Source organism: Enterobacter sp. A8, assembly GCF_004296595.1.
GTDB classification, from domain to species: domain Bacteria; phylum Pseudomonadota; class Gammaproteobacteria; order Enterobacterales; family Enterobacteriaceae; genus Enterobacter; species Enterobacter cloacae.
Genome location: NZ_SCMF01000001.1, coordinates 815079 through 836083 on the forward strand (window position 1 = coordinate 815079; position 21005 = coordinate 836083).

General features: G+C 54.2%; 17 protein-coding genes and 2 tRNA genes. 8 read left to right on the plus strand and 11 right to left on the minus strand.

Annotation, left to right across the window (positions count from 1 at the left end; translation table 11 throughout):
* Window positions 1-27 precede the first annotated feature (27 nt).
* On the minus strand, window positions 28-642 hold the full coding sequence (gene tdk, locus EQV24_RS03840) for a thymidine kinase (RefSeq protein WP_013096267.1): 615 nt from the start codon (window positions 640-642) through the stop codon (window positions 28-30).
* Window positions 643-1191: 549 nt separating this feature from the next.
* On the opposite strand from tdk, the gene hns reads away from it, so the two are divergent.
* Window positions 1192-1605, plus strand: a complete 414-nt coding sequence (gene hns / locus EQV24_RS03845; protein ID WP_008502781.1) for a histone-like nucleoid-structuring protein H-NS — start codon at window positions 1192-1194, stop codon at window positions 1603-1605.
* 199 nt (window positions 1606-1804) lie between these two features.
* On the opposite strand, the gene galU is transcribed toward hns, so the two are convergent.
* The 3 genes from galU to rssA all read right to left on the minus strand — a co-directional run bounded on the left by galU (window position 1805) and on the right by rssA (window position 4921).
* On the minus strand, window positions 1805-2713 hold the full coding sequence (gene galU, locus EQV24_RS03850) for a UTP--glucose-1-phosphate uridylyltransferase GalU (RefSeq protein WP_029883446.1): 909 nt from the start codon (window positions 2711-2713) through the stop codon (window positions 1805-1807).
* 200 nt (window positions 2714-2913) lie between these two features.
* Window positions 2914-3927 carry a two-component system response regulator RssB gene (gene rssB / locus EQV24_RS03855; RefSeq protein ID WP_013096265.1) on the minus strand — a complete coding sequence of 338 codons (1014 nt, stop codon included), beginning with the start codon at window positions 3925-3927 and terminating at the stop codon, window positions 2914-2916.
* 91 nt (window positions 3928-4018) lie between these two features.
* On the minus strand, window positions 4019-4921 hold the full coding sequence (rssA, locus tag EQV24_RS03860; protein WP_013096264.1) for a patatin-like phospholipase RssA: 903 nt from the start codon (window positions 4919-4921) through the stop codon (window positions 4019-4021).
* 115 nt (window positions 4922-5036) lie between these two features.
* On the opposite strand from rssA, the gene EQV24_RS03865 reads away from it, so the two are divergent.
* The 4 genes from EQV24_RS03865 (at window position 5037) to EQV24_RS03880 (ending at window position 6747) form a co-directional block, all read left to right on the plus strand.
* On the plus strand, window positions 5037-5495 hold the full coding sequence (locus EQV24_RS03865; protein ID WP_130626212.1) for a YchJ family protein: 459 nt from the start codon (window positions 5037-5039) through the stop codon (window positions 5493-5495).
* A 48-nt stretch (window positions 5496-5543) separates the two neighbouring features.
* Window positions 5544-6386, plus strand: coding sequence for a formyltetrahydrofolate deformylase (gene purU, locus EQV24_RS03870; protein WP_013096262.1), 843 nt, complete (start codon window positions 5544-5546; stop codon window positions 6384-6386).
* A 156-nt stretch (window positions 6387-6542) separates the two neighbouring features.
* Window positions 6543-6627 (plus strand) — tRNA-Tyr (locus EQV24_RS03875).
* Window positions 6628-6662: 35 nt separating this feature from the next.
* A tRNA-Tyr gene (locus tag EQV24_RS03880) sits at window positions 6663-6747 on the plus strand.
* Between the two features lie 137 nt (window positions 6748-6884).
* On the opposite strand, the gene EQV24_RS03885 is transcribed toward EQV24_RS03880, so the two are convergent.
* Window positions 6885-7328, minus strand: coding sequence for an Lrp/AsnC family transcriptional regulator (locus tag EQV24_RS03885; protein WP_029740417.1), 444 nt, complete (start codon window positions 7326-7328; stop codon window positions 6885-6887).
* A gap of 107 nt (window positions 7329-7435) precedes the next feature.
* Here EQV24_RS03885 and EQV24_RS03890 point away from each other — a divergent pair, with 107 nt between their 5' ends.
* Window positions 7436-8332: a DMT family transporter gene (locus EQV24_RS03890; RefSeq protein ID WP_130626411.1), complete on the plus strand. Its 897-nt coding sequence runs from the start codon at window positions 7436-7438 to the stop codon at window positions 8330-8332.
* Here the strand turns inward: EQV24_RS03890 and narI are convergent.
* The 5 genes from narI to EQV24_RS03915 form a co-directional block, all read right to left on the minus strand.
* A complete protein-coding gene (gene narI, locus EQV24_RS03895) occupies window positions 8329-9006 on the minus strand; it encodes a respiratory nitrate reductase subunit gamma (RefSeq protein WP_130626213.1) in 678 nt (225 codons plus the stop codon). The genes EQV24_RS03890 and narI overlap by 4 nt on opposite strands.
* Window positions 9006-9716 (minus strand): nitrate reductase molybdenum cofactor assembly chaperone, encoded by a 711-nt coding sequence (gene narJ, locus EQV24_RS03900; RefSeq protein ID WP_045294319.1) that lies wholly within the window; start codon window positions 9714-9716, stop codon window positions 9006-9008. The genes narI and narJ overlap by 1 nt, the downstream gene beginning before the upstream one ends.
* A complete protein-coding gene (gene narH, locus EQV24_RS03905) occupies window positions 9713-11248 on the minus strand; it encodes a nitrate reductase subunit beta (RefSeq protein ID WP_130626214.1) in 1536 nt (511 codons plus the stop codon). Before narH ends, narJ begins: the two co-directional genes overlap by 4 nt.
* Window positions 11245-14988: a nitrate reductase subunit alpha gene (locus EQV24_RS03910; protein ID WP_013096256.1), complete on the minus strand. Its 3744-nt coding sequence runs from the start codon at window positions 14986-14988 to the stop codon at window positions 11245-11247. Before EQV24_RS03910 ends, narH begins: the two co-directional genes overlap by 4 nt.
* Before the next feature lie 381 nt (window positions 14989-15369).
* Entirely contained in the window at window positions 15370-16767 is a 1398-nt protein-coding gene (locus tag EQV24_RS03915; RefSeq protein ID WP_130626215.1) for a NarK family nitrate/nitrite MFS transporter, read from the minus strand.
* 309 nt (window positions 16768-17076) lie between these two features.
* On the opposite strand from EQV24_RS03915, the gene narX reads away from it, so the two are divergent.
* Together narX and narL are read left to right on the plus strand one after the other, a co-directional pair.
* The gene (narX, locus tag EQV24_RS03920) at window positions 17077-18873 is read left to right on the plus strand and encodes a nitrate/nitrite two-component system sensor histidine kinase NarX (protein ID WP_130626216.1); all 1797 of its coding nucleotides are present in this window, start codon (window positions 17077-17079) and stop codon (window positions 18871-18873) included.
* Window positions 18866-19516, plus strand: a complete 651-nt coding sequence (gene narL, locus EQV24_RS03925; RefSeq protein ID WP_003856701.1) for a two-component system response regulator NarL — start codon at window positions 18866-18868, stop codon at window positions 19514-19516. The genes narX and narL overlap by 8 nt, the downstream gene beginning before the upstream one ends.
* A gap of 3 nt (window positions 19517-19519) precedes the next feature.
* Here narL and EQV24_RS03930 read toward each other — a convergent pair whose 3' ends face one another.
* Window positions 19520-20926: a YchO/YchP family invasin gene (locus EQV24_RS03930; protein ID WP_040022167.1), complete on the minus strand. Its 1407-nt coding sequence runs from the start codon at window positions 20924-20926 to the stop codon at window positions 19520-19522.
* Window positions 20927-21005: the final 79 nt, after the last annotated feature.

Genomic DNA, 21005 nt, shown 5'->3' on the forward strand with positions numbered 1-21005 from the left:
GAAGATCAGGCTTTAAGTTCTTTGAAACTACTTCCTGTTATCGTGCTGAATCGCCGTCAGGGAGCCCACAGACAACGCCTCTTTATAATGCTTACGACAGACCGACACATAGCGTTCATTGCCCCCTATCACCACCTGCTCACCGTCTGCATAGGGTTTACCAGACTGATCGAGACGAAGCACCATACTGGCTTTACGGCCGCAAAAACAGATGGTTTTCAGTTCGACCAGTTTATCGGACCAGGCAAGCAAATACTGGCTACCGGCAAATAGCTCCCCGCGAAAGTCCGTGCGCAAACCATAGCAGAGAACGGGAATATCAAGTTCATCTACGACCTCTGAAAGCGCATGCACCTGTTCACGCGTCAGGAACTGGCTTTCATCGACCAGAACGCAATGAATGGGCTGGGAAGTATGCTCGGCACGGATATCCTGCAACAGGTCCGTTTGTGGGTTAAACAGTCTGGCCGGAGACGAGAGACCAATTCTTGAACTCACCTTACCTGCACCGAAGCGATCGTCGATTTCAGCGGTGTAAACAACGGTGCGCATCCCTCGTTCCTGATAATTGTAAGAGGATTGCAGTAACGCCGTGGATTTTCCGGCATTCATTGCCGAATAGTAGAAATAAAGTTGTGCCATTGGCCGTCAAACCCTAATCAATGTGTAATATTCCCAATGATTCATTGTACCATATTTTGTCTGGTCATCAGCGATACACCACACAGAGTATGGGGTTCAAGCCGCAGTTAACCACGAGATGCACAGGAAAATAATGCGATAAAACAGGAGGTAAACGGATTCAGCATGCTCTATATGTCGCGAACCCACTAAACATAACACTTCTTTTTATACTGGAATCCACGTTCATTAAAATTCACTATTTATTAACTATTTTTGCCCTGGCAACGCTGGCAGAAACTAATACAAAAGGCTGATATTTATCCGCCGCAACTATAATTCCTGCGGTAAATGTCACAAAAAAAAGATGCAACCGAACGGGTTAAGCAGGTAAGCGTGATAACAAGCGAGCCTGTGTGGGTATGAAATTTAAGTTAGCGTAATTAATAATAGCGCCCATTATTCCGTATTTTTTGAATTCCTTACATTCCCACCTATTGCACAACTGAATTTATCGCTCTATTATTAGGACAACAAACCACCCCCCATTATAAGTTTGAGATTACTACAATGAGCGAAGCACTTAAAATTCTGAACAACATCCGTACTCTTCGTGCGCAGGCAAGAGAATGCACCCTGGAAACGCTTGAAGAAATGCTGGAAAAATTAGAAGTTGTAGTTAATGAACGTCGCGAAGAAGAAAGCGCTGCTGCTGCTGAAATCGAAGAGCGTACGCGTAAACTGCAGCAATATCGTGAAATGCTGATTGCTGATGGTATCGATCCAAATGAATTGCTGAACAGCATGGCTGCAGCGAAGACCGGTACTAAAGCAAAACGCGCTGCTCGTCCTGCTAAATATAGCTATGTAGACGAGAACGGCGAAACTAAAACCTGGACTGGCCAGGGTCGTACGCCTGCTGTTATCAAAAAAGCCATGGATGAGCAAGGTAAACAGCTGGACGACTTCCTGATCAAGGATTAATCCTAACGTATTCAGAAAAATCCCGCTTAATGCGGGATTTTTTTTATCCTCAATTCCTGCAAACATCCCCTTACATGCCGTCATATTGGGACATCGTACTATTTAACGTTCCTTACAGACCGGCGTGGTTACCCTGAGTGGTGGGCATAAAAAAACCGGTGGGCATCGCCTCACCGGTCTTGATCATTTGCAGACGGGGTTATTTTTTAATACCCACGCTCTCTTTCAGCCAGGCTTTAAATTCTTCACCCAGTGAATTGTGGCGGATGCCATATTCCACGAATGCCTGCATATAACCGAGTTTATTACCGCAGTCATGGCTCTTACCTTTCATATGGTAGGCTTCAACGGTCTCTTTCTCGATCAGCATATCGATGGCATCGGTCAGCTGGATCTCATCTCCTGCTCCTGGAGGCGTTTTCGCCAGCAGTGGCCAGATTTCAGCACTCAGGACATAGCGACCTACTACCGCCAGATTAGACGGCGCTACGTCGGCTTTAGGCTTCTCTACGACGCCTACCATTGGCACGCTTTCACCGGGTTCAAGATTAACGCCTTTACAGTCAACAACACCGTAAGCCGTCACGTCTTCAACAGGTTCAACCATAATCTGGCTGCTACCCGTTTCGTCAAAGCGCTTGATCATCTCAGCAAGGTTATCCTGAGACAGATCGGATTCATATTCGTCCAGAATGACGTCTGGCAGAATGACCGCAACAGGTTCATTACCCACAACAGGATATGCACAAAGTACCGCGTGGCCCAGACCTTTCGCCAGCCCCTGACGCACCTGCATAATGGTAACGTGCGGAGGGCAAATAGACTGCACTTCTTCTAACAGCTGACGCTTAACGCGTTTTTCCAGCATGGCTTCGAGTTCGAAACTGGTATCGAAATGGTTTTCGATAGAGTTTTTAGATGAATGTGTAACCAGCACAATTTCAGTGATGCCGGCCGCGATACATTCGTTTACGACATACTGAATTAATGGCTTATCAACCAGTGGCAACATCTCTTTAGGAATTGCCTTAGTTGCTGGTAACATCCTGGTCCCCAATCCCGCTACCGGGATGACGGCCTTTCTGACTTTCGAATTTAGGGCAGCCATTCAAATTCTCCTGAGCTGTTCAAGTTTTGAACTTTTATGCATTAAATAACGCGTTGAGTATATCAGCCTCATCATACAGTCCGAGTCTGAAAAGAACGCGTTGCCGATCAATTAGGATAAATACGCATGAATCTGGGCAGCGATAGTAGCACTCCCCACAAAGCACAGGTAAGGCAATCTTAAAATTAAGGTCCAACTGCTTATTCCGTGGACAACATTAACCGCAACCGCCCCCCGGCACCCCAAATTTGGCACTGCCAGGAAGAACAGCGATGGCTAATTTGATTAAGATAAGCCGTACCCAATGTACCCAGCGGCACACCATTGCTAACCTGAATATGATGTTCCCCGGTATTCAGAGAGGCGTTCAAACCCGCTGAAACGAGGATAAGATTTTTCAATCCACTATGGTAATAGCCAACCAGCAATGGAAATTGTCCTGGTAAATTGGCCTGGCGAAAAAGCTGGTTAACCTGTTTAAGTAAACTGCCTAACTCCGGAAGCCGTTGCCCCTGATGCGATAACTGTTCCTGCAACAGCCCGTTAAATAGCGCACGAAGTAATAATGCTGCTAATACACCATTATCCCCGGCACGGGTAACATCCAGGGAATAAAACGCAAGATCGGAATCCGATAATGGCGCAATATCAAGCACCAGACCGGGCTGATCCGCGGCCACAAGCTGGCGATAATTTATTCGACAGTGTGAAAAGGTCTGTTGTACCGGCGGCTGAAGTTCCTGCAATAGCTTGGCCGCGGCAGGCGGATTACTGACTAAAGCATCCCAGTCCTGGAAAAGGCGCTCTTCTTCCTCGACGCGGGAATTAAACATATTCGGATAAAGGCAGGCCAATACCGTTTCACGCAAACGGTTCAGATCTTTTACTGGTTTCAGCAGAATATCCTGCACCCCCAGACGCAATGCTTTGGCAATATCCGCCATATTTTCCGTCGCGGAGATCACCAGTATGGGCGTCTGGTTGCCCTCATTACGCAGATGTTCAACCAACTTCAGGCCATTCATCCGCGGCATTGCGATATCACAGATCATCAGATCGGGCGTGATACTGACCATTTTTTCCAGGGCATCAACACCATCTTCAGCCAGGGCAGTGGTTGCCCCCAGCGAGGATAACCACGAATCCAGTAGCGATCGGAAAACGGGCTCGTCTTCAACAATCAAAATGTGTTTTCCGGCCAATGGCTGCGTCATGGTTCCTCCCCTGGCTGACAGTTACTAAATAGTGGCATGCTATCGGCACTATCGCCTGTCAGATTTTGCTGAAGTAGTCAAAAAAAGGTGCTCAACGTGCGGTTCGCACAAATGGCAATAATTCGTCCATTTTCTTTTCGACGGCTAAAGAGCCCGCTGCGATGGCGGCCTCAGCCCGATGGAAATCAAGGGTAGAGATTTGTGGACAATAGGGTTGAATCAGAATATCCGGTGGGTCGCCCGCCATACGGTTACGTTTCAGGCGGTTTTCCAGCACCTGGATTGAGGTGGTCATAATCTCCATTGCCGTGGGTGCAGCGACCGAGCGGCGCGCGGCTATCCGACCAATTCGCCCGCGTAAGCGCTCATGCCAGGCCAGTTTTTCCGCCTCCGCATCTTCGCTTTGCAAATTGACCGGCATGAGGTCTTGCTGCATCAGGTGAGCGTCGTGTTGTAAATCGACCGCGATCACGATGTCAGCCCCCATTGCGCGCGTCAAAGAGATTGGCACGGGGTTAACGACTCCGCCATCAACAAGCCAGTACCCATTATGCGGGACAGGAGCCATAAGGCCCGGCATACTGCAGGAGGCGCGAACGGCAAGGTGGATATCCCCTTCGGTCAGCCACAGCTCACGTCCCGTACTGAGATTCGTTGCCACGGCGCCAAATGGCAGCTGACAATCGCTGAAGTCCTGAAGAGGCATAATCTGACGGAACTGGTTAAAGACACGTTCACCGCGAAGCAACCCACCGCGCTGCCAGGAAAGGTCCATCAGGCGCAGCACGTCCCAGTAACTGAAGGATCGCACCCACGCTTCAAGTTCGGGCAATTTGCCGCACGCATAGGCGGAACCTACCAGCGATCCAATCGAACATCCTGCAACAATATCGACATCGACGCCCATCTGGTTTAAGGCATTTATCACGCCGATGTGTGACCATCCGCGGGCTGCACCTGAGCCCAGCGCCAGTCCAATTTTAACCTTTCTCATTAGCCCTGTTTTACTTCCCCTGGATTCCCGACATAGCGTCAACGCAACAGCTCAGTTAACATGGTGCTACCCGAAGCGTTTTACGCCCTTAATTTTTTGTTCCAGGAAGAGAATCGTGTCTCAACTCTGCCCCTGTGGTAGCGCTCTGGAGTATAGCCTATGTTGCCAGCGATATCTTTCTGGCGATCAGGTTGCACCAGACCCATCACACCTTATGCGTTCACGGTATACCGCTTTTGTGATCAAAGACGCAGACTACCTGATTAAAACCTGGCACCCCTCATGCCAGGCCGCCAGTTTCAAACAGGAGATCGAAGCCGGGTTCGCCAATACCCAGTGGCTCGGTCTTACCGTTTATGAATCCGCACCCGGTAGTCACGAAAATGAAGGTTACGTCAGCTTTGTTGCCCGGTTTACTGAACACATTAAACCGGGTGCCATTATCGAGCGTTCCCGGTTCTTAAAGGAAAGCGGGCAATGGTATTATATTGACGGAACGCGCCCGCAGTTTGGTCGTAACGATCCCTGCCCTTGTGGTTCTGGTAAAAAATTTAAAAAGTGTTGCGGGCAGTAACGCCCGACAACCGAGACTTCGCAAATACTCAAACAGGATTTCCCGGCGATGCAATCACTACAACGTAAAGTTCTGCGCACCATCTGTCCCGATCAAAAAGGGCTGATCGCACGAATTACCAACATCTGTTACAAACATGAATTGAATATCGTGCAGAACAACGAATTCGTTGACCACCGTACCGGTCGTTTCTTCATGCGTACCGAACTGGAAGGTATTTTCAACGACACCACTCTGCTTGCCGATCTGGACAGCGCGCTGCCGGAAGGTTCCGTACGCGAGCTGACGCCAGCGGGCCGTCGTCGCATCGTGATTCTGGTGACCAAAGAAGCCCACTGCCTGGGCGATTTGCTGATGAAAGCAAACTACGGCGGTCTGGATGTCGAAATCGCCGCCGTTATCGGTAACCACGAGACGCTGCGTACGCTGGTAGAGCGTTTTGATATTCCGTTCGAGCTGGTGAGCCATGAAGGCCATACGCGTGAAGAGCACGACAACCTGATGGCTGAGGCTATTGAAGCGCACAACCCGGACTACGTTGTCCTGGCGAAATACATGCGCGTGCTGACACCCTCCTTCGTGGCGCGTTTCCCGAACAAAATTATTAACATTCACCACTCCTTCCTGCCCGCCTTTATTGGCGCACGTCCCTACCATCAGGCCTATGAACGCGGCGTGAAGATCATCGGCGCAACGGCGCATTACGTAAATGACAATCTGGATGAAGGCCCAATCATCATGCAGGACGTGATTCATGTGGATCACACCTACACGGCGGAAGACATGATGCGTGCCGGACGCGATGTTGAGAAGAACGTTCTGAGCCGCGCACTCTATCAGGTGCTGGCGCAGCGCGTATTCGTTTACGGTAACAGAACGATCATTCTTTAATCGACAGTGAAATGAATTGGTTAGCTTTACAGCTTTGCGGGTAAAAATCAGGCAACCAGTTTATTTTTCTTGTGGTAACGCTTTACAGGGGCGTGTCATTTGATATGATGCGCCCCGCTTCCAGCAGGAAGCAGGCCAGTACAAGCATTACCCCGTGGTGGGGTTCCCGAGCGGCCAAAGGGAGCAGACTGTAAATCTGCCGTCATCGACTTCGAAGGTTCGAATCCTTCCCCCACCACCATCTCTCAGCACGACCTCAAAATTTGAATTACCCCTGGTGGGGTTCCCGAGCGGCCAAAGGGAGCAGACTGTAAATCTGCCGTCATCGACTTCGAAGGTTCGAATCCTTCCCCCACCACCATTACTTCCATGCCGCAGGGCGCAACGCGCCGAGTAATCCTTCCCCCACCACCATCAATTCCAAAAATCATAATAAAACCTAACCAAGCACACTTTCGTAGGCCGGGTAAGGCGTAGCCGCCACCCGGCGACAGACGGCTACATCGGCGGCAAGCGTCGCTTCACCGGTGAGCTCTTCACAATCGACGTATTACACTGGGCATGCTCCGCCAGCCCGTCCAGCAACACATCCAGTTGTTCAATCGACCGCACCACCAGCCGGATGACAAAACAGTCTTCACCGGTCACTTTGTCGCTTTCAATACACTCCGGCATCGCCTGGATGTATTTATCCACTTTATGTAACAGTCCAGGCAACGGGCGAACCCGCACCAGCGCCTGCAGCGTATAACCTAACGCCGCCAGATTGACCCGGGCACCGTAACCCTGAATCACTCCACGCTCTTCCAGCCTTTTCAGGCGTTCTGCCGTGCTGGGCGAAGTCAGACCGATACGGCCGCTGAGCACCTTCAGCGACATACGCGCATCCTCGACCAGACAAGCCAAAATTTGCCGATCGATATCATCGAGAAGGTATTCCATCGTTTTCACCTAATTTTAAAAAGCCATTCGCGTATTTAACCTTATCTCAACCCTGTAAAACCCGACAGCAATTTTCGACAATAGCGTCATCAACCAGGAGGTGAATGATGCGTGACTTACATAAAGGCGTCTGGCAAATGAGCCTGGCGATGTTAATTTCCGGCTCGATTGGCGCGTTTGTTTTACTCTCCGGACTGCCAGTGTCAGAAGAGGTTTTCTGGCGCTGTCTGATCGGCGCAATCGCACTGTTCATTTTCATTCGAATGAGCCAAAAACCCTTTAGTCCCCTCACCCGTACCTCTCTGCTGCTGGCTATTCTCGGCGGGGTAGCATTAGTGGTGAACTGGCTGCTGCTGTTCGCTGCCTATGAACGTATTTCGATTGGCCTTTCCACTGTGGTCTATAACACTCAGCCCTTTATGCTGGTGATGATGGGTATGTTATTAGGCGAACGCGTCAGTCTGGTCAAATGGGGCTGGCTGTTTCTTGCCTTCGGCGGGGTGATAATTTTGCTCTCAGGCGAACTGTCCGGTTCCCATGGCTCAGCCTGGCTCGCGGGGATCGGTCTGGCACTGGGTGCGGCGTTCTTCTATGCGTTGACGGCGATTATTGCCCGCAAACTGAAATCCATCGCGCCACAGCATATAGCGTTTATTCAGGTGCTGACAGGCGTGGTAATGCTACTGCCGTTTGCCCGTATGCCCACCTTGTCCGCTGATTTTCCGTGGCCAATTTTACTGACGCTGGGCATTGTCCATACCGGTATCATGTATCAGCTGTTGTATAGCGCCATCCAAAAACTTCCGACGCCCATTACCGGTTCACTGTCCTTTATCTATCCGGTAATAGCCATCGTTGTCGATAATGTGGTCTTCGGGCATTCGCTGGATATTACCCAACTGGCGGGCGGCGCGCTGATCCTGTTTGCTGCGGCAGGCAATAACCTGGGCTGGGGCGAAAAAAAACCCCGCGAATGCGGGGTTAGTATCAAAACGACAAATTAGCGACGGGCACGCACAATCTGGTATTTGCGCGTCAGGTACCCCACCGGCGCGCTCCAGATGTGCACCAGACGAGAGAACGGGAACAGCACAAACAGGGTCATACCCAACACCAGGTGCAGGCGGAAGATAAACGCCACCCCGTCCAGATGTTCAGATGCACCACCGTGGAAGGTCACTACGGACTGCGCCCATCCCACCAGCTTCATCATCTCGCTGCCGTCCATATGCTGCGCCGAGAATGGAATGGTCAGCAGACCCAGTGCGCACTGAACCATCAGCAGAGAGAGGATCAGGATATCCGCCGTGGTAGTGGTAGCCCGCACGCGCGGACTGAACAGACGGCGTTTCAGCAGCAGCAGACCACCCACCAGGGTCATCACGCCGCAAGCGCCACCGGCGATCATCGCCATCTTCTGCTTCACTTCGATGGGCAGCCACGCTTCATACATCCAGTGTGGCGTCAGCATTCCCAGGAAGTGACCGGCAAAAATCCCCAGAATACCGATGTGGAACAGGTTAGACGCAACGTGCATCCCTTTACGATCCAGCATCTGGCTGGAGGCAGCACGCCAGGTGTACTGGCCATAGTCATAACGCAGCCAGCTTCCCACCAGGAACACGGTGCCCGCGATATACGGGTAAATGTCAAAGAAGAACATATTCAGGAAGTGCATTAGTGCCGTCCTCCGTTAGAGATATTCAAATATTGCGGGGCAACCGCGCCGGCAAAACGACGCTGGTGAGCCGAAATTTCAGATTCGCCGCAGCTCTGGTCAGCAAAGAATTTCACCTGCTCTTCTTCCCAGACTGCATCCAGCGCCTGTGGCGTGTCGTCGCGGGCTTCGTCCGCAATTTTCTCCGCCACTTTTTCACTGTCGACCGAGGTATTCGCCAGCTTCACCAGCACCCCAAACAGCGCCGCATAGCGGCTCTCGCGCTGCTGAAGACGGGCGCTGAGCAACGCCAGAATCGGCGCGATGTCCTGCAGACCACCCAGCGCCTCTTCTTTTGGCAACTGCGCCAGATACTCCAGGTACAGCGGCAGATGATCCGGCAGCTCGCGGCTGTCGAGCTGCAGGCCGTGCTGCTCGTACTGGGCCATCAGGTCCACCATCGCCTGCCCCCGATCGCGGGATTCCCCGTGAACGTGTTCAAACAGCAGCAGCGAGGTTGCGCGACCGCGATCAAACAGCTGGCTGTAATCCGCCTGCGCATCGAGAAGATCGCGCGCTAACAGGTCGCGGAGGAAAACGCCCAGTGTCTGGGCATCTTCTTTATCCAGGTTTTCAGAGGACGCGAGCGCATCAAAGAGTTCCTGCTGATGCTGCGCCAGCGCAGCATCCGGGTACTCCAGCAGACGCGAAACAATCACGAGTTCAATCATGGGTGCGGCTCCGTTTTGCTGGTCACATCCATGGCATCGATGCGGCGGCTGTTGAACAGGTTGAATTTGCTGTCAGACCCGTGGCAACCGTCGCCAAAGCTAAAGCCACAACCGTTTTTCTCCGGGAAGGCTTCGCGGGCCAGTTCACGGTGGCTGCTTGGTACCACGAAACGATCTTCGTAGTTGGCAATGGCCAGGTAGCGGTACATCTCCTGCGCCTGCGCTTCGGTCAGGCCGACCTCTTCCAGCGCACGGGTGTCGGTCACGCCGTCCACGGTTTCCGCACGTTTGAAGTGGCGCATCGCCAGCATACGTTTCAGCGCCAGCAGTACCGGCTGGGTATCGCCTGCGGTCAGCAGGTTTGCCAGGTACTGAACCGGGATACGCAAGCTCTCCACGTCCGGCAGAATGCCGTTGCTGCCCAGCTCGCCTGCATCCGCGGCTGACTGAATCGGCGACAGAGGCGGCACGTACCAGACCATCGGAAGCGTGCGGTATTCCGGGTGCAGCGGCAGGGCCAGCTTCCAGTCCATCGCCATTTTGTATACCGGAGACTGCTGCGCCGCGTCGATTACGCTCTGCGGAATGCCTTCTTTCAGCGCCTGCTCAATCACTTTCGGATCGTTCGGGTCAAGGAACACGTCCAGCTGACGCTGGTACAGATCTTTCTCGTTCTCGGTGCTCGCGGCATTTTCAATCGCGTCTGCGTCATACAGCAGCACGCCGAGGTAACGAATACGGCCTACGCAGCTCTCGGAGCAAACGGTCGGCATACCGGCTTCGATACGCGGATAACAGAAGATGCACTTCTCAGACTTACCGCTCTTCCAGTTGAAGTAGATTTTTTTGTACGGGCAGCCGGTGATGCACATACGCCAGCCGCGGCACTTGTCCTGGTCAATCAGCACGATGCCGTCTTCTTCACGCTTGTAGATGGCGCCGCTCGGGCAGGTCGCCACGCACGCCGGGTTGAGGCAGTGCTCACACAGACGCGGCAGGTACATCATGAAGGTGTTTTCAAACTGGCCGTACATCGCCTTCTGCATGTTCTCGAAGTTCTGGTCTTTGGCGCGCTTTTCGAACTCGCCGCCCAGAATTTCTTCCCAGTTTGGACCGCTGGTAATTTTGTCCATGCGCTGACCGGTGATCAGGGAGCGAGGACGGGCGATCGGCTGGTGCTTACTTTCCGGCGCGTTATGCAGGTTCTGGTAGTCGTAGTCAAACGGCTCGTAATAATCTTCGATACCCGGCAGATGCGGGTTGGCGAAGATTTTACCCAGCAGCATCGCACGGTTACCCATGCGCGGCTGCAGCTTACCGTTGATTTTACGGATCCAGCCGCCCTTCCACTTCTCCTGGTTTTCCCAGTCGGTCGGGAAGCCGGTGCCCGGCTTGCTTTCCACGTTGTTGAACCAGGCGTATTCCATCCCTTCACGGCTGGTCCAGACGTTCTTACAGGTGACTGAGCAGGTATGACAGCCGATGCATTTATCCAGATTCAGCACCATGCCGACTTGTGAACGAATTTTCATTTTACGCTCTCCTGTACCTGGTCATTACCTTCGCCATCTAACCAGTTAATATTTTTCATCTTACGTACCACCACGAACTCATCGCGGTTAGAACCTACCGTACCGTAGTAGTTAAAGCCGTAGGCCAGCTGTGCATAGCCACCGATCATGTGGGTCGGCTTCGGCGTAATACGGGTCACGGAGTTGTGAATACCGCCGCGCTGCTCGGTGATCTCTGAACCCGGCAGGTTCACGATACGTTCCTGCGCGTGGTACATCATGGTCATCCCGGCCGGTACGCGCTGGCTCACCACCGCACGCGCCGTCAGGGCGCCGTTGCTGTTGAACACTTCGATCCAGTCGTTATCTTCAATACCCAGATCTTTGGCGTCCGCTTCACTCATCCACACAATCGGACCACCGCGGGACAAGGTCAGCATCAGCAGGTTGTCGCTATAAGTAGAGTGGATCCCCCACTTCTGGTGCGGCGTCAGGAAGTTCAGCGCCTTCTCCGGGTTGCCGTTCGATTTCGCGCCCATCACCGCTTTCACGGAGCGGGTGTCGATTGGTGGACGGTAAACCAGCAGGCTTTCACCGAAGTCACGCATCCACTGGTGATCCTGATACAGCGACTGACGACCGGACAGAGTACGCCATGGGATCAGCTCGTGAACGTTGGTATACCCGGCGTTATAAGAGACATGTTCATCTTCCAGGCCAGACCAGGTCGGGCTGGAGATAATTTTGCGCGGCTGCGCCTGAATATCGCGGAAGCGGATTTTTTCGTCTTCTTTGTTGAGCGCCAGATGCGTATGGTCGCGGCCGGTGAATTCACTCAGCGCTTTCCAGGCCTTCACGGCAACCTGGCCGTTGGTTTCCGGTGCCAGGGTCAGGATCATTTCTGCCGCATCAATCGCCGTATTCAGCATCGGCTGGCCTTTGGCCGGGCCGTCCGCTTTGGTGTAATTGAGCTTGCGCAGCAGATCCATTTCGCTCTGGGTGTTCCAGGCAATCCCTTTCCCGCCGTTGCCGATTTTCTCCATCAGCGGGCCGATAGAGGTAAAGCGCTCGTAGGTCGCCGGGTAGTCACGTTCCACCGGAATAATGTGCGGTGCCGTTACGCCCGGGATCAGGTCACATTCACCTTTTTTCCAGTCCTTCACGTCCAGCGGCTGCGCCAGTTCTGCGGCGGAGTCGTGCTGGATAGGCAGCGTCACCACGTCGGTCTCTTTGCCCAGGTGCCCTACGCAGACTTCAGAGAATTTCTTCGCGATGTCTTTGTAGATATCCCAGTCGCTTTTTGATTCCCACGCCGGGTCAACGGCCGCAGACAGCGGATGAATAAACGGATGCATATCCGAGGTATTCATGTCGTCTTTTTCGTACCAGGTAGCGGTAGGCAGCACGATATCGGAGTACAGGCAGGTACTGGAGAGACGGAAGTCGAGGGTCACCACCAGATCCAGCTTGCCGTCGAGACCGTTGTCTTTCCACTCCACCTCTTCCGGCTTCACGCCGCCCTGCTTGCCGAGATCTTTACCCTGAATACCGTTTTCGGTACCGAGCAGATATTTCAGCATGTACTCGTGGCCTTTACCGGACGAGCCCAGCAGGTTGGAACGCCAGATGAACAGGTTACGCGGATGGTTTTTACCGTTTTCTGGCTGCTCGGCTGCAAAACGAATTGAACCGTCTTTCAGAGACTTAACGGTGTAATCCACCGGCGACATCCCTGCCTGCTTCGCCTCTTCTGCAATGCGCAGCGGGTTAGTACCCAGCTGAGGCGCGGACGGCAACCAGCCCATGCGTTCAGCGCGGACGTTAAAGTCGATCAGATGACCGCTGTAGCGGGATTTATCTGCCATCGGTGATAGCAGCTCCTGCGCGGTAACCGTCTCATAGCGCCACTGGCTGGAGTGGTTATAGAAGTAGGAAGTGCTGTTCATATGACGCGCCGGACGCTGCCAGTCAAGGGCAAACGCCAGCGGCTGCCAGCCGGTCTGCGGACGCAGTTTTTCCTGGCCCACGTAGTGCGCCCAGCCGCCACCGCTCTGACCGACACAGCCGCAGAAGATCAGCATATTGATCAGGCCACGGTAGTTCATATCGAGGTGATACCAGTGGTTCAGACCGGCACCGACAATAATCATTGAACGACCGTGGGTTTTGTCAGCGTTTTCTGCGAATTCACGGGCGATACGAGTGATCTGCGCACGCGGTACGCCGGTGATCTGCTCCGCCCAGGCTGGGGTGTACGCCTTCACATCGTCATAGCTGGTCGCGCAGTTTTCATCGTTCAGACCGCGCTCCAGGCCGTAGTTGGCCAGCGTCAGGTCATACACGGTGGTCACCAGGGCGCTAGAGCCGTCGGCCAGCTGCAGGCGTTTCACCGGCAGTTTATGCATCAGGACGTTCTGTAGCTCAACCTTGTTGAAGTGCTCAGAACCTTCACCGCCGAAGTACGGGAAGCCCACTTCTGCGATCTCATCCTGGCTGCCCAGCATGCTCAGGCGCAGCTCGGTCTCTTCGCCGGTTGTACCGTTACGTTGTTCAAGGTTCCATTTGCCCTTCTCACCCCAGCGGAAGCCGATTGAACCGTTTGGCACCACCAGCTCACCGTTGCTGTTATACGCGACGGTTTTCCACTCAGGGTTGTTTTCCTGGCCCAGCGCGTCCACCAGATCCGCCGCACGCAGCGTACGGCCTGCTGCGTAGTAGCCGTCACGCTCTTCCAGCATCACCAGCATTGGCATGTCGGTATAACGACGCACGTAATCGGTGAAGTACTGGCTTGGTTTATCGAGATGGAATTCACGCAGCATGACGTGGCCCATCGCCAGCGCCATCGCGGAGTCAGTACCCTGTTTAGGCGCCAGCCACAGGTCACACAGCTTGGCAATTTCGGCGTAGTCCGGGGTCACCGCAACGGTTTTGGTGCCTTTGTAACGCACTTCTGTAAAGAAGTGGGCATCCGGGGTACGGGTCTGCGGTACGTTGGAGCCCCAGGCGATAATGTAGCTGGAGTTATACCAGTCGGCGGACTCCGGCACGTCGGTCTGCTCACCCCAGGTCTGTGGAGACGCTGGCGGCAGGTCGCAGTACCAGTCGTAGAAGCTCAGACAGGTTCCCCCAATCAGGGAAAGATAGCGCGCGCCAGAGGCGTAAGAGACCATCGACATCGCCGGGATCGGCGAGAAGCCTGCCACGCGGTCAGGACCGTAAGTTTTGACGGTATAGACGTTAGAGGCGGCAATCAACTCATTCACCTCTTTCCAGGAGGAGCGAACAAAACCACCGCGGCCACGCGCCTGCTTGAAGCTTTTCGCTTTGTCGGCGTCTTCGATAATGGATGCCCACGCCTCTACCGGATCGCTGTGCTGCACCTTCGCTTCACGCCACATTTTCATCAGGCGCTTGCGCATCAGAGGATATTTAAGACGGTTCGCACTGTAGAGATACCAGGAGTAGCTGGCACCACGCGGGCAGCCACGTGGTTCATGGTTCGGCATATCCGGGCGGGTGCGCGGATAGTCGGTCTGTTGCATTTCCCAGGTCACCAGACCGTTTTTAACGAAAATCTTCCAGCTACACGAGCCAGTGCAGTTTACACCGTGGGTTGAACGGACGACTTTGTCATGCTGCCAGCGCTGGCGGTAACCGTCTTCCCAGTCCCGGTTGGTATCCAGAACCTGGCCGTGCCCATCGGCAAAAGTTTCACCCTTCTGTTTGAAGTAGCGAAACCGGTCCAAAAATTTGCTCATCGGGTATCTCCTGTGTGGAGCCTGTGGCTCTCTAAATCGACATTGCTGATTTGCAGCGAAGGTAACGTCCTGTAAGAGAGGGAGAATTGATAACGATCAAGACGGAGGGGGACTATGAAGTGAGGTGTTATAACGAATACCACCAAAGCGGTAGAATTTTTATTTTTATATATCAATGATTTTTAAAGGAATTTTTTATTTATCGTACAATAAGCCCGCCTGTTTTTAACATCTCGGGTATTAAGGGGTAGGCTCGGCTGAAAAGCGATGGCGATCACAGAGTTACCTGCGGGCGGGACGTTAGAAAAGCCATGAGTATGTTGTAACTACTGAGGAAACAAAAAAACGCGACCCGAAGGCCGCGTAAACGGATAATCAAACTTACTTATTTTTCTTGGAATTACGGCCATATACCAGCCATGTGATGGCGACACAGGCGATATAGAAAACGAGGAATACTTTCATTGCTCCTGCCGGGGAGCCGGTCAGGTCCAGAGAGATCCCGAACGCTTTTGGAATAAAGAAGCCACCGATAGCGCCAATCGCGGAGATAAAGCCCAGCGCTGCCGCCGTATCCGTTGCCGCTTCGCGCATGGCCTGCTCTTCGCTACCGCCCTGTGCTTTCACGCGGTCCATGGTCAGCTTACGGAAGATGACGGAGATCATCTGGAAGGTAGAAGCACTTCCCAGCCCGGCCGTCAGGAACAGCACCATAAACACGCCGAAGAAGGCGATGAAGTTACCGCCCTGTCCGTCGGCTGGCAGGGTCAGGAACAGCAGCGCACAGAAGACCGCCATCACAACGAAGTTAACCAGCGTCACGCGGGTCCCGCCCAGACGGTCAGAGACCATGCCGCCCAGCGAACGCGCCAGCGCGCCAATAAACGGTCCGAAGAAGGCGAACTGCAGAATTTGCACCTCCGGGAACTGGGTTTTCGACAGCATGGCAAAGCCCGCAGAGAAACCAATGAACGAGCCGAAGGTCGCCAGATAGAGCAGCGCCATCACCCACAGGTGGCCGCGCTTCAGCACCGGCAACTGCTCGCTCAGGGATGCCTTCGATGCAGACAGGTCATTCATAAAGAACCAGGCCGCAAGGGTAAAGACCACCAGGAACGGTACCCAGATCCAGGCCGCGTTTTGCAGATACAGGGAAGAGCCATCTGCCTGCGTCACCCCACCGCCGCCAAACGCCGCGAAGATAGAGACGGAGATCGCCAGCGGTGCAATCAGCTGCATTACGCTGACGCCCATGTTACCCAGGCCGCCGTTAATCCCCAGCGCACCGCCCTGCTTCGCTTTCGGGAAGAAGAAGCTGATGTTTGCCATGCTGGACGCGAAGTTTGCGCCCGCAAAGCCGCAGAGCAGAGAGATGATCACGAACACGCTAAACGGCGTGGAGGTGTCCTGCACCGCAAAACCGAGCCACACACAAGGCACGATCATGATACCGGTACTGAACGCCGTCCAGCGACGGCCGCCAAAAACCGGCACCATGAACGCGTAAGGCACGCGCAGCAAGGCTCCCGACAGCGACGGCAGCGCGGTCAGCATAAACAACTGATCGGTGGTAAAGGTAAATCCGACCTTAGGCAGGTTCACCGCTACCGCGCTGAACAACATCCAGACGCAAAACGCTAACAATAAACATGGAACGGAAATCCACAGATTTCGGCTTGCGACACGGTGGCCGCGCTGCTGCCAGAACGCCGGATCTTCCGGACGCCAGTCAGTTATAACGGCACCATTTTCCCTTTCGGGAGCGGATGTGTGACTCATAGACACCTCTGATTCTCGAATGATGCTGCAAACATTAGGGTTTTAGGGCGGCGGTAAGTTGATATAAATCAAAGGAAAAGTGGGAGGATTTGCGGCGAAAAAAAAGCCATCATCCTTAGTGAGTAGAGTAAAACGGTAAAAAAGACGTGGTTTTTCACAGGACTGACGTCTCGCTGTCCATTCCTCCCCCTGAGCCTTACCCCATTGGCAATTTAGAGGTAATCCTTTATTGGTATGGGTATACTCCAGGGTATGCACCAGAATAACGCCATTCCTGCAAGCAGGCCACGTCAGGAGCCCGGCAACTCTATGTTAAAAAGATGTTTATCTCCGCTAACACTCGTCAATCAGGTCGCCCTGATCGTTTTGCTGTCTACCGCCATCGGCGTGACCGGCATGGCGATTTCCGGCTGGCTGGTACAGGGTGTACAGGGTAATGCCCATGCCATCAACGAGGCAGGCTCACTACGCATGCAGAGTTATCGTCTACTGGCATCGGTGCCGTTAACCCAGGACGATCAGAAGCTGCTGGACGATATGGAACATACCGCTTTTAGCACCGAACTGGAAAGTGCCGCGATTCGTGCCGGTCAGGAATCCCAGCTTAAAGCCCTTCAGGGCTACTGGCACACTCAGCTGGAGCCGGGGTTAAAGCAGGCGAAAAATCCTGATACCGTTGCCCATGATGTCGCCGGGTTCGTTTCCCGCATTGATACCCTGGTCTCCTCTTTCGATCAAACCACCGAATTACGCATCGACCGGGTGGTGATGATCCACCGGGCGATGGCGCTGTTTATGGGGCTGCTGCTGATTTTCACCATTGTCTGGCTGCGCGCCCGGCTGCTGAATCCCTGGAAGCAACTGCTGGCGATGGCCCGCGCGGTGACTGCCCGGGATTTTACCCAGCGCACCCACATCAGCGGACGCAACGAAATGGCGATGCTGGGCCAGGCGCTCAACACCATGTCAGATGAACTCGCCGAGAGTTACGCGGTACTGGAAAAACGCGTACAGGAGAAAACCGCGGGGCTGGAGCAGAAAAACGAGATCCTCTCGTTTCTGTGGCAGGCTAATCGCCGCCTGCATATGCAGGTGCCGCTGTGCGAACGTCTCTCCCCGGTCCTGAATGGCCTGCAGAATCTGACCCTGCTGCACGATCTGGAGCTTCGGGTGTACGACATGGAAGATGAAGAAAATCACCAGGAGTTTACCTGTCAGTCAGATATGAGCTGCGATGACAAAGGCTGCCACCTGTGCCCACGCGGCTTACCGCCGCTGACCACCAGCGGCACGACGCTAAAATGGCGGCTGACAGACAGCCACACCCAGTACGGTATTCTGCTGGCGACCCTGCCCGCCGGGCGTCATCTGAGCCACGACCAGCAGCAACTGGTGGATACGCTGGTTGAACAGCTGACGGCCACGCTGGCACTCGACCGCCATCAGGAGAAGCAGCAGCAGCTGATCGTGATGGAAGAGCGCGCCACCATCGCCCGCGAACTCCACGACTCTATCGCCCAATCACTCTCCTGTATGAAAATGCAGGTCAGCTGTCTGCAAATGCAGGCCGCAGAAATGCCGGAAAGCAACAAAGCGCTGCTGAGCCAGATCCGCAACGAGCTGAACACCTCCTGGGTACAGCTTCGCGAACTGCTGACCACCTTCCGCCTGCAGCTCACCGAGCCCGGCCTGCGCCCGGCGCTGGAAGCAAGCTGCCAGGAATTTAGCGCCCGACTGGGGTTCCCGGTGAAGCTCGATTACCAGTTACCGCCTCGTTTTGTGCCTTCTCATCAGGCCATTCATTTACTGCAGATCGCCCGCGAAGCGCTGAGCAACGTGCTAAAACACGCTGACGCGACGGCGGTCACCGTTACCGTTAGCCAGCACGATAATCAGGTGAAGCTCACGGTTCATGACAACGGCCGCGGCGTGCCGGAAAATGCCGAACGGACAAACCATTACGGTTTAATTATCATGCGAGACCGCGCCCAAAGCCTGCGCGGTGATTGCCAGGTTCGTCGGCGAGAAACAGGTGGCACAGAAGTGGTTGTCACCTTTATCCCCGAAAAACCCCTCACAACTATACAGGGAGAAACCCATGACTAATCAGGAACCGGCATCCATCCTGTTGATTGACGACCATCCGATGCTGCGTACTGGCGTAAAACAGCTGGTCAGCATGGCACCTGATATCACCGTCGTTGGCGAAGCCAGCAACGGTGAACAGGGTATTGAACTTGCCGAATCGCTTGATCCTGATTTGATCCTGCTCGATCTGAACATGCCAGGCATGAACGGTCTGGAGACGCTCGATAAGCTGCGTGAAAAATCGCTGTCGGGACGCGTGGTGGTCTTCAGCGTCTCAAACCATGAAGAAGATGTGGTCACGGCGTTAAAACGCGGTGCAGACGGCTACCTGCTGAAAGATATGGAGCCGGAAGATCTGCTCAAGGCCCTGCAACAGGCTGCCGCAGGCGAAATGGTACTGAGCGAGGCGTTAACCCCGGTGCTGGCCGCCAGCCTGCGGGCAAACCGCGCCACCTCCGACCGCGACGTCAGCCAGTTAACCCCGCGCGAGCGCGATATTCTGAAGCTGATTGCCCAGGGTCTGCCGAACAAAATGATCGCCCGTCGTCTGGATATCACCGAAAGCACGGTCAAGGTGCATGTGAAACATATGCTGAAGAAGATGAAGCTAAAATCCCGCGTTGAAGCCGCCGTGTGGGTGCATCAGGAACGCATTTTCTGAGGATTACTCATCCGGGAGTAACTTCCAGCGCGGGTCGTCGTCAGGTAACGCGACAAGCGGCTGAACCACGGTAAGCGTGATCTCATTGGATGAGACGCGCTGTCCTTTTTCATCTTCAACCACCGCCGACAGGTGCCAGCGGTTCTTCGCCCCGTCACTGTCATCCCAGGCAGGCATAATCACACTCCAGCCATCGCTGCTGTGCGTGTTGGCAGGCGCAGTCAGGCTCAATGCCTGGGTATCGCCCTGCCAGTGGATCTGCCGAATACCATGAGTGCTGCGTACCTGAAGCTTGAGCATCACGGTCTCGCCCCCTTTCAAATCCCACGGCGGAGTCGCCAGCCAGACGGAGAGCGTTTTGCGCTGGCGGAACTCCATTACCGGCAGGTTATCCCGCTCCGGTGAATCATAGCGACTGCCGCGCAGGGAGCGCGTGGCGGCAACTTCGCTGGCGGAAAGCTGCTTGGCAAGGGGCACACCAAAGCGGTAGTTGAGCTTAAGCCCGAGGTTGTTCTGACTCGCACCGCTCTCCCCCTGCTTATGCGCCGCCGTCAGGGTGACCAGAGGAACAGGCGTATAGTTAAGCCCCAGGTTGACCGCCACCGGGTTGTGATAGCCGGTTCCACTGTTGAACAGGTCAACGTTGTCACCAAAGTACTGCTCAAAGCTGACGCTGGTGTTGAAATGATGAAACCACGGCAGCCAGGCTTTAGCGGTCACGTCATAGCCACGCGCCATGCGCTGCTCCTGCACGTCCGAACTCTCGCGCCAGCTGGCCAGCGGTTGATAGTAATTGGCAGACAGACGCAGATTCTCGCCCCACGCCTCCGCACCCAGTCCGGCACGCTGCAGGTTTTCATCAAGCAGATTATCGTAAAAGGTGTTGTAGCCGAGCAGCCATTTTCCGGCAACCCAGCGCTGACCGATGCCGGCATTGCTCACCAGGCCGTCACTCTGCTGCGTCAGCCCCAGCTGGCTCCAGCTCAGGTAACGGTTGTTATCATTCCAGGGGATGAACCAGCTCCCGCTGCTGCCGTTAAAGTTCCCCTCGTCATCCACCAGTAAATTGACGCTGGCGTTGCCCCAGGGCGAGAGCCAGGACTCAATCTGCTGATTCACCTCGCCGCTCACCGCGTCACGCACCTTACCAAACGCGAACTGACGCGCCTGCTCGCCGGTGGTGAGGCCGTTATCGGTCATACTGGCTTCGCCAAAGGCTTTTGCCATTTCGGCCAGGTGCTTTTCCCCCTCGTCTGTTGGCGTCGCCATGCCGAGATCGGGCAAACTGTCCCCGTTGTTATCAAAGGGGTTTTCTGCCTGATGCATAAAGGAATTCGGGGCACCGTGAACGGCACCCGCCGTAAGAAGTGGGAGTAATAACAGAAAGCGAATGCGGGACGATACAGCCATCAACGTCGTAAATAAGAACCTGTGTTTATGAGGCAACGCTTTTAATGTTAACGCGATAAGCTGTGAAATGCAGTCTTAG

Bases quoted from the DNA above. Each gene is read 5' to 3' on its own strand.
- tdk (WP_013096267.1), bottom strand. From the start codon at position 642: ATGGCACAACTTTATTTCTACTATTCGGCAATGAATGCCGGAAAATCC.
- hns (WP_008502781.1), top strand. From the start codon at position 1,192: ATGAGCGAAGCACTTAAAATTCTGAACAACATCCGTACTCTTCGTGCG.
- galU (WP_029883446.1), bottom strand. From the start codon at position 2,713: ATGGCTGCCCTAAATTCGAAAGTCAGAAAGGCCGTCATCCCGGTAGCG.
- rssB (WP_013096265.1), bottom strand. From the start codon at position 3,927: ATGACGCAGCCATTGGCCGGAAAACACATTTTGATTGTTGAAGACGAG.
- rssA (WP_013096264.1), bottom strand. From the start codon at position 4,921: ATGAGAAAGGTTAAAATTGGACTGGCGCTGGGCTCAGGTGCAGCCCGC.
- purU (WP_013096262.1), top strand. From the start codon at position 5,544: ATGCAATCACTACAACGTAAAGTTCTGCGCACCATCTGTCCCGATCAA.
- EQV24_RS03885 (WP_029740417.1), bottom strand. From the start codon at position 7,328: ATGGAATACCTTCTCGATGATATCGATCGGCAAATTTTGGCTTGTCTG.
- EQV24_RS03890 (WP_130626411.1), top strand. From the start codon at position 7,436: ATGCGTGACTTACATAAAGGCGTCTGGCAAATGAGCCTGGCGATGTTA.
- narI (WP_130626213.1), bottom strand. From the start codon at position 9,006: ATGCACTTCCTGAATATGTTCTTCTTTGACATTTACCCGTATATCGCG.
- narJ (WP_045294319.1), bottom strand. From the start codon at position 9,716: ATGATTGAACTCGTGATTGTTTCGCGTCTGCTGGAGTACCCGGATGCT.
- narH (WP_130626214.1), bottom strand. From the start codon at position 11,248: ATGAAAATTCGTTCACAAGTCGGCATGGTGCTGAATCTGGATAAATGC.
- EQV24_RS03910 (WP_013096256.1), bottom strand. From the start codon at position 14,988: ATGAGCAAATTTTTGGACCGGTTTCGCTACTTCAAACAGAAGGGTGAA.
- EQV24_RS03915 (WP_130626215.1), bottom strand. From the start codon at position 16,767: ATGAGTCACACATCCGCTCCCGAAAGGGAAAATGGTGCCGTTATAACT.
- narX (WP_130626216.1), top strand. From the start codon at position 17,077: ATGTTAAAAAGATGTTTATCTCCGCTAACACTCGTCAATCAGGTCGCC.
- narL (WP_003856701.1), top strand. From the start codon at position 18,866: ATGACTAATCAGGAACCGGCATCCATCCTGTTGATTGACGACCATCCG.
- EQV24_RS03930 (WP_040022167.1), bottom strand. From the start codon at position 20,926: ATGGCTGTATCGTCCCGCATTCGCTTTCTGTTATTACTCCCACTTCTT.